The sequence below is a fragment of the Aeromicrobium massiliense JC14 genome (genome assembly GCF_000312105.1).
Taxonomy (GTDB): Bacteria; Actinomycetota; Actinomycetes; order Propionibacteriales; family Nocardioidaceae; genus Aeromicrobium; species Aeromicrobium massiliense.
Genome location: NZ_HE978636.1, coordinates 1,290,680 through 1,298,081 on the forward strand (window position 1 = coordinate 1,290,680; position 7,402 = coordinate 1,298,081).

Genomic DNA, 7,402 nt, shown 5'->3' on the forward strand with positions numbered 1-7,402 from the left:
CACGACGTCCTCCAAGGCACGCTCGCGCTTCGTGGATCGACCGGCCTGCCCAGGCGCCACAGGGCGGCCGGATCGATCCCAGACATCTGGGATGGGCGAGTGGGCCGGCGGATCTACGCTCACGCGAGTGCGTACGGGAGATGACGGATGACCGTGGGTCGGCACGGCGTGGCCTGCCGGCACGGAGCAAGCGGGTGCGCTCGTCGCGCCGGACTGGAGCTCTTGATCGAATGAGCACGCGTGACAAGGTCCTCGCCGTCATGGTGGCCTCGGTCTGGGGACTCAACTTCGTGGCCATCGAGGCCTCGTTGCAGCACTTCCCGCCCTACTTCCTGATCGTCCTTCGCTTCGTGTTGCTCGCGGTTCCGACGATCCTGTTCGTCCCGTTCCCGGACGTCCCCCTGCGCTGGCTGGTCGGAGGGGCGCTGAGCTTCGGTGTCGTGCAGTTCGTGTTCCTCTACGCCGCCCTTCTCGCGGGGCTTCCGGCCGGGCTCGCTTCCCTGGTGCTGCAGGCGGCCGCGCCGATGACCGTCCTCATGGGGACGGTGTGGCTGAAGGAGCGAGTCACCGCGTGGCAGGGCGTCGGCGTCGCGCTCGCCGTGGCGGGACTCGTCATCATCGCCACGGCACGCGCGTCCTCGGCCAGCGTCCTGCCCCTCGTGCTGGGCCTGCTCGCCGCGGCCGGCTGGGCGGTCAGCAACATCTGCAGCAGCCTGGCCGCTCCGGACCACCCCGTCCGGTACACGATGTGGATGTCGGTCGTTCCGCCGATTCCCATGCTGGCCGTCTCCCTCGTGGTGGAAGGGCCCGCGGAGATCGGTGCCTCGTTGACGTCAGCCTTCACGGCCGACGCGGCGCCCGCCGTGCTGGGGCTCCTCTACACGGTGCTGATGGGCAGCGTGATCGGTGCCGGCGCGTGGACGGCCCTGCTCAAGCGCAACCCGTCGAGCCGGGTGGCGCCCTACTCGATGCTCGTCCCGGTCACCGGCTTCGCGGGCGCCTGGGTCCTGCTCGGTGAGACCCCGCACGTGGGGGACCTGGTCGGCGGCGCCGTCGTGATCGCCGGGCTGCTGGTGGCCGGACTCGCGGTGGGGTCCGGCAGGGCGCGGCAGGACGTCCCGGCGTCCGGACTCGTGCCCACGCCTCCCGTGCCGCAGCAGCCGCCCTCCTGACACGGGTCGGCCGCTCGCCGCACCTTTTCCGCCTGGCGATGGACGATCCGGCCCTCTTGCGACAGGTGAGGGCAGAAGGAGGTCATGACCATGATCGAGAAGTGGATCGAGAGCGGACTGGAGCGGCCGTTGCCGCGGGAGGTCAGCACCGAGGTGCAGCGGGTCGCTGCCGCGGCCCGGCGGGAGGCCAAGCCCCGGGCCTGGTCGCGCAAGACCGCGGTGGTCGGCGGGATGCTGGCGCTGGCGCTGGCGGGCGGGGGGACGGTCACCGCGGCCGCGGCCGGCCTGTGGCACTGGGACCGTGAGTTCGCCCGGGAGGGCACGTTCACGTCCCAGGACGGAGTGCGGTGCACGTGGGGCGTGAACATCGCGGAGAGCGCCGAGAACCCCGACGACGGCAGCAACGAGGCGCGTGAACCCGAGGCGATCCCGGTGCACATCGAGATCGGTGAGCGTGACGTCGAGCGGTTCCGGGCCTTGGCGGAACAGGGGTTGAACGAGTACCCGGACGACCCGGACATCGTCGGCATGACGGCCAGGGAACGGCGTGCCGCGATCGACCAGACGGCCCTCCTCTGGGCGCTCGACGAGCAGATCGCGCACGAGATCGAGCGGCTGGACGTCGACGGCTACAAGGACATCTCGGGGTGGACCGAGTGCGACTGAACACCGGACGGCCGGTCGACGAGGAGCGCGTGAGCGGCGTCGTGGAGGCGCACGCGGAGGACGTGCTGCGCTACCTCGTGCGCCGGGTCGCCGATCCCCAGGACGCGGCGGACCTGCTGGGCGAGACGCTCCTCGTGGTCTGGCGTCGGGCTCGCGACCTTCCTGCGGACGACGAGCAGGCCCGCATGTGGATGTTCGGGATCGCCCGACGGACGCTGCTCGCCCACGGCCGCGGACGACGGCGACGGCAGGTCATCACCGACCGTCTCCGCGAGCAGCTGCGCGACGCCGAGCCGGACGTCGCCGACATCGTCAACCGGCGAGCGGACGTGAGAACCGCGCTCGGCTCGCTGCCCGGCCCCCAGCGGGAGGTCGTGGTCCTCGTGCACGGCGAGGGGATGACGCTCGCCGAGGCCGCTCAGGTCATGGGCGTGTCGGCATCCACGACGCGCGGCCGCTACGCCGCCGCCCTCGCCGCGCTGCGAGTCGCGCACGGGGACGGAGCCTCGTCCTTGCCCCGGTGAGGAGCCGCGTCGGCCGCGTCGATCCCACGAACCTGGGATCGACGTGCCGGCGTCGAGTCGTCCACGCTCGACTGGCACGTCCCGGAACGGGGGACCGGAAGGAGCATCTTGTGATCACGAACGACGAGCGCGGACGTCTGCGTCGACGTCTGCTTACCCGCGGGCTCGCGCTCGCCCTGCTGGGGGCGACCCTGAGCGCCGCCCCGGCGCCGGCGGCGCCCGCGCTGAGCGCGACCGCCGACGACCCGGTCTGGAGCGGAGACTTCGAGACCGGGGACCGCAAGCAGTGGGACGGCGAGCACATGGTCGACGAGGACCGGCTGCAGGTCACCGGTGAACGGGTGCGGCACGGCCGCTACGCGCTCAAGGCGACGGTGAGGCAGGGCGACGACCCGATCAACTCGAGCGGCAACCGCAACGAGCTGAAGAAGATGACCGACGAGCCGTCTGGCTCGGAGTACTACTACCGGTGGAGCACGTTGTTCCCGGCCAGCTTCCCCAGCGAGCGCACGTGGCAGCTCTTCGCCCAGTGGCACCACCACGCCGAGAACGGCTCTCCGCCGGTCGAGTTCTACGTCTTCGGGGAGGAGATCCGGCTCAACATCGGTGGCAGCCCCGGCAAGCAAGTCTGGAAGACTCCGCTCGTCCGCGAGAAGTGGAACGACTTCGTCTTCCACGTGAAGTGGTCGGCCGACGCCGAGGTCGGCTTCGTCGAGCTGTTCCACAACGGCAGGCTCGTCGTCCCGAAGCAACACATCGCCACCCAGTTCCCGGGCCTGGAGAACTACCTCAAGATCGGCCTGTACCGGAACGACACGATCAAGGGCGAGGGCGTCGTCTATCACGACGACTGGGCGATGGGTCGCACGTTGGCCTCCGTCACCCGGACGCCGGCGCGACCGACGCCGGCTCCCAAGCCCCCGGCGCCGGCGCCGGCGAAGCGGTTCGCGACCAAGGTGTCGGCCCGTCTCGCCGACTCCACGGTGCGGCGTGGGCGGGGAGCCAAGGTCGTCGCCCGGGTCACGGGCCGTGCGGCGGTCGCCGGCCGGGTGCGTCTGCTCGTCGACGGCCGGCACCACCGCACGGCGACCCTGCACGGGGGAAAGGTGCGGCTGCGGATCAGCAAGAAGCTGCGCCCCGGGCGCCACGTCGTCCGCGTCGTCTACCTCGGATCGAGGACCGCTCAGAAGTCGTCCTCACGGGCGATGAGTCTGCGGGTCTCGCGGCGGCGCTGACCGATGGACGCACGCCGGCCGGGTCCACCACGTGGTGGACCCGGCCGGCGTCGGCGGGCTCAGCGCGCGGCGAGGAGCTCCGGGTCCAGGACGATGTCGGCCAGGTCCGTCGGCTGCAGCGACCGCTCGGCGTGCAGCTGCTCGACGTCCTCGGACAGGAAGGTCTCCTGCGCCGTCACGACGAAGTCCCCGCCGGGGTAGGCGCTCAGGGACTGCCCGAAGTGAGTCTTCGCGGTCGGCCCGCCCGACGAGCCCGGCACCAGCACCATCACGTCGTCCTCACCGGGCAGGGCCGCGAACTCCGTCCTCACGGTCGGCACGGACGTGCCCTGGACCGGCAGGCTCCTGCTGCGGCACGAGATGTAGTAGTCCTCGGCGAGGTCCTTGCGGCACTGTCGGGCTCGGCTGGCGACCGGGTCCTCACCGTCGTACTCGGAGTCGCCGACGCTGTGCGTCAGCCCGATGAAGACGTCGTGGCCGTTGCTGAGCTTCGCCTGGATCGACCACGACGTCGCTTCGGACCAGTCCGAGCGCGGAAGCTCGGCCGGCAGGCCGTCGTTGCCCAGGTGCTCGCCGTAGGCGTTCTCCTCCAGCGAGCGGATCGCGATGCCCTTCGGGAGCTCTGCCTCGAGGCGCTCGGTCATCTGCTGCGTGACCTGCTCGGGCGAGGTGGCGAGGGCCCACGCGGGTGACGTGGTGCCGGCCGTCAGCGCGGTGGTCGCGGTGACGACGGCGGCCGCGGCGACGGCCGTCGCACCGGCACAACGGCGGGCGAGGCTGCGGCGGCGCAGGCGGCGTCCGGAGCGGACGACGTCGGCGAGGGACGGTCCGGTCGAGGGGGACTCGCCGATCGCGGTGTCGAGCAGGATCTGGGCGGTGGTGCTCATGGGATGTCTCCTCTGTGAGAGCTCGAGAACGGGTGGGGAGGTCACGCGCGCAGCGCGGGGACGGGGTCGGAGCCGGATCGCTCCAGGTGGGCGCGGAGCGCGTCGAGGCCCCGTGCACTCTGGCTCTTCACCGTCCCCTCGGGGACGCGGAGCGTCGCGGCCACCTCGGCGACGGAGAGGTCGTGCAGGTAGCGCAGGGCCACCACGGCCCGGTGCTGGGGCGACAGCGTCGCGAGGGCGGCAGACAGGTCCAGACTGAGCGCCGCGTCGGGGTCGTCGTGCCGCACGACGTCCAGCGCCTCGGGCTCGGACGGCAGCTCGTTGCCCCGACGGCGCTGGCGCAGGATCCGCAGGCAGGCGTTCACCAGCACCTTGCGGGCGAACGGATCGGGCTCGCGCCCGCGGATCGTCGTCCACTTCGCGTACAGCGAGCTGAAGGTGTCCTGGGTGGCGTCCTCGGCGCGCTGCCAGTCGCCCACGATGGTGTAGGCGATCCTCAGGTACAGCCGGCGTCGTGCCAGGAAGAAGGCCTCGAAGTCCCTCTCCCACGACGGGCGTCGTTCGAACATGTCATTCCTGTTCCTCGTCGGCGAGGCGCGCGGTGGCGCACGCCGACCATGAGTCCCACGAGCGGAGATCGGTTCCATGGCGACGGACGTCGTTCGTCGAGTCCGTGAGCCCGTGGTGGGACGACGGAGGGGCCGCAGGCTCGATGCCTGCGGCCCCTCCTCACCGATGCGTCGGCCGGCGTTCGTCGCGCCGCCTCCGCGTGGAGCTCACTTCACGGTGACGGTGACGCGGGTCGCGCTCCCAGCAACCTGGCGATCTCCGGCGTAGGCGACGGTCAGGACGCGTCGTCCCTTTTTGAGGCCCTTGATCTTCAGGGTCGTCACGCCGCGTGCCTTGGCCGCGAGCGTCACCCGTCCCACGACCTTCGAGCCGAGCTTCACCGTCACGGCACCGGTCGGGACGACGCCGACGGCCCGCACCTTGACAGTCAGACGGCCACCCTTGCGGGCCGTGATCTTGCCCTGCGCCTTGGCGGCCGATGCCGAGGTGGCTCGAGCAACCGTCACTCGATAGGCCGCAGTACGGGACGTCACCGTGGCCGACCCCGCGTAGCTCACCGAGAGGTTGCGGGTGCCGGCCGCCAGCGCGCGCAGGGGGACCCGGATCGTGCCCCGGTTGGCGGTAGTGAGCGTGGCAGTGCCCACGACGACACGTCCGTCGCTGATGGTGACACGACCGGTGGGCGTCGTGCCGCTGGCGCGAACCGCCACGGTGAGGGCCCCGGCGCGCCCGGCCATGAGCTTGGTGGCCGCGGCGGCGGTCACGGCAGGAGTGACCTTCGTCGGGGGCTTCGGGTTCGGGTTGGGGTTCGGGTTCGGGTTCGGGTTGGGGTTCGGGTTCGGGTTCGGGTTCGGGTTGGGGTTCGGGTTCGGGTTGGGAGTGGTGGCGGCCTTCACGGTGACGGTGAACGGGGTGCTGAAGACCGACCGCTTCGACGCGCTTCCGCCGTAGTACGCACGCAATGTGTGCTGGCCGACGGGCAGCGTGCCGAGAGCCACGCTGACCTTGCCGCTCGTGAGCGGCAACGTGCCCGAGCCGAGCACCCGGTCGCCCTCGAGGACCTGCACGTCGCCCGCCACGGCGGAGACGTCCGCCGCGACCGAGACAGCCGTCTTGTCGGTCACGGTCGTCGCGGACGGCGTGGCGGTGATCGTGGAGGTGCTGCGCTCGGCGATGGGCTCGTCGGAGAGGTGCACGTCGTCCAGGTGGACGAGGTTCGATCCCACGTGCACCAGGTCGGAGGTGCTCGCGATCCTGGCGGAGTGGTACCACTTCGTCGTGTTGCCGGCGCTGACGTACCGGATGCGATAGGCGCCCGGATCCAGGTACGCGGCGTACGAGCCGTCGCGCAGCGGAGCGGTGTGCTGCAGCTCCCACACGCCCTCGGGGGTCTGCTGCATGAACTGGGCCGACCCGCTCGTCCAGGTGATGTTGCCGCGCACCAGAGTGCGGGTGGGCGCCTTGATCGCCACGTCACGAGTCTGGCCGGGGTACACCTGGACCGGGGAGTCGTAGTAGGCGGTGGGGAACTCGCGGGTCACCTCGTCCACCGAGACGGAGTACGCGCTGCCGGCGAGACCCTCAGCCCGGAACGTGCCGTCGGCCGCGACGCTGACCTGACGGTCGGGGCTGCCCGCCGACGGCAGCAGGTTGTCAGTGTGCAAGGTGACCGTGCGGGGGCCCGCGTAGGTGGTGGTGACCTTGCCCGTGATGGTGCCACCCTTCTGAGTCTGGATCTCCGTCTCCACGAACGAGCCGTTGCTCAGGCGCAGCTTCGTCGCCGCGAACGGGTCCGTGGTGCCCTTCGTGCCGCGCGCGTAGAACGTCTTCGTCGTCCCGTCGGGCGCGTTCCAGGAGCCGGTCTCCATGATGTACTCGCCCGACGCGACGCCGGGGAAGGCACACGACCGATCCGCGTGCTGCGGCACGCAGGTCGCGGTCGCTTCCAGGGTCGGCGAGCCGTCCGGTCCAGTCACGCGCTTCCAGAGCGTCGCGGTCTGGTTCGGGTCCCAGGCGTTCGTGGACGTCGTGAGCCATACCTCGACCTGAGCGGTGCCGGCCGCCTGGGTCGGCGTTGTGCCGACGCCGGTGACGACCAGCGCAGCGGCTGCTGCGGCCAGGAGTGTCTTCCTCATGAGGAGCCTTCCGTAGGGGTGGAACGACGCTAGGTGCGGCCCGCCCGCGGCGACTCCCAGGTTCGCGGGAACTTCACGCGTGCGCGTGCCGCCAGAGTCGTCGCTGCACACCCCGGCCATCCAGGTTCTTCGACCATGGCGTCCGCTCGGACGAACGACGCGGTGGACCCGGACCAGGGTCCACCGCGCCTGTCCGCGACGATCGAGCCGGTG

At 71.2% G+C, this 7,402-nt stretch carries 7 protein-coding genes; 4 read left to right on the plus strand and 3 right to left on the minus strand.

The genetic code is table 11. The features are described from left to right. Window positions 1-230: 230 nt before the first annotated feature. The 4 genes from HGAM_RS06550 to HGAM_RS18115 all read left to right on the plus strand — a co-directional run bounded on the left by HGAM_RS06550 (window position 231) and on the right by HGAM_RS18115 (window position 3,597). Window positions 231-1,172, plus strand: a complete 942-nt coding sequence (locus HGAM_RS06550) for an EamA family transporter (protein ID WP_019144676.1) — start codon at window positions 231-233, stop codon at window positions 1,170-1,172. An 84-nt stretch (window positions 1,173-1,256) separates the two neighbouring features. Next, entirely contained in the window at window positions 1,257-1,838 is a 582-nt protein-coding gene (locus HGAM_RS06555; RefSeq protein WP_019144677.1) for a hypothetical protein, read from the plus strand. A 29-nt stretch (window positions 1,839-1,867) separates the two neighbouring features. Continuing rightward, window positions 1,868-2,362: an RNA polymerase sigma factor gene (locus HGAM_RS18110; RefSeq protein WP_218915232.1), complete on the plus strand. Its 495-nt coding sequence runs from the start codon at window positions 1,868-1,870 to the stop codon at window positions 2,360-2,362. Window positions 2,363-2,472: 110 nt separating this feature from the next. Then, window positions 2,473-3,597, plus strand: a complete 1,125-nt coding sequence (locus HGAM_RS18115; RefSeq protein WP_049798141.1) for a polysaccharide lyase family 20 protein — start codon at window positions 2,473-2,475, stop codon at window positions 3,595-3,597. Between the two features lie 59 nt (window positions 3,598-3,656). Here HGAM_RS18115 and HGAM_RS06570 read toward each other — a convergent pair whose 3' ends face one another. The 3 genes from HGAM_RS06570 to HGAM_RS06580 form a co-directional block, all read right to left on the minus strand. Beyond that, a complete protein-coding gene (locus HGAM_RS06570) occupies window positions 3,657-4,484 on the minus strand; it encodes a hypothetical protein (protein WP_019144679.1) in 828 nt (275 codons plus the stop codon). A 41-nt stretch (window positions 4,485-4,525) separates the two neighbouring features. Next, window positions 4,526-5,053, minus strand: coding sequence for an RNA polymerase sigma factor (locus HGAM_RS06575; protein ID WP_019144680.1), 528 nt, complete (start codon window positions 5,051-5,053; stop codon window positions 4,526-4,528). Between the two features lie 207 nt (window positions 5,054-5,260). Further along, entirely contained in the window at window positions 5,261-7,189 is a 1,929-nt protein-coding gene (locus HGAM_RS06580) for an Ig-like domain-containing protein (protein WP_019144681.1), read from the minus strand. Window positions 7,190-7,402: the final 213 nt, after the last annotated feature.

Excerpts from the sequence above, each read along its gene's own strand:
- HGAM_RS06575 (WP_019144680.1), bottom strand. The coding sequence starts at position 5,053 with ATGTTCGAACGACGCCCGTCGTGGGAGAGGGACTTCGAGGCCTTCTTC.
- HGAM_RS06550 (WP_019144676.1), top strand. The coding sequence starts at position 231 with ATGAGCACGCGTGACAAGGTCCTCGCCGTCATGGTGGCCTCGGTCTGG.
- HGAM_RS06555 (WP_019144677.1), top strand. The coding sequence starts at position 1,257 with ATGACCATGATCGAGAAGTGGATCGAGAGCGGACTGGAGCGGCCGTTG.
- HGAM_RS06580 (WP_019144681.1), bottom strand. The coding sequence starts at position 7,189 with ATGAGGAAGACACTCCTGGCCGCAGCAGCCGCTGCGCTGGTCGTCACC.
- HGAM_RS06570 (WP_019144679.1), bottom strand. The coding sequence starts at position 4,484 with ATGAGCACCACCGCCCAGATCCTGCTCGACACCGCGATCGGCGAGTCC.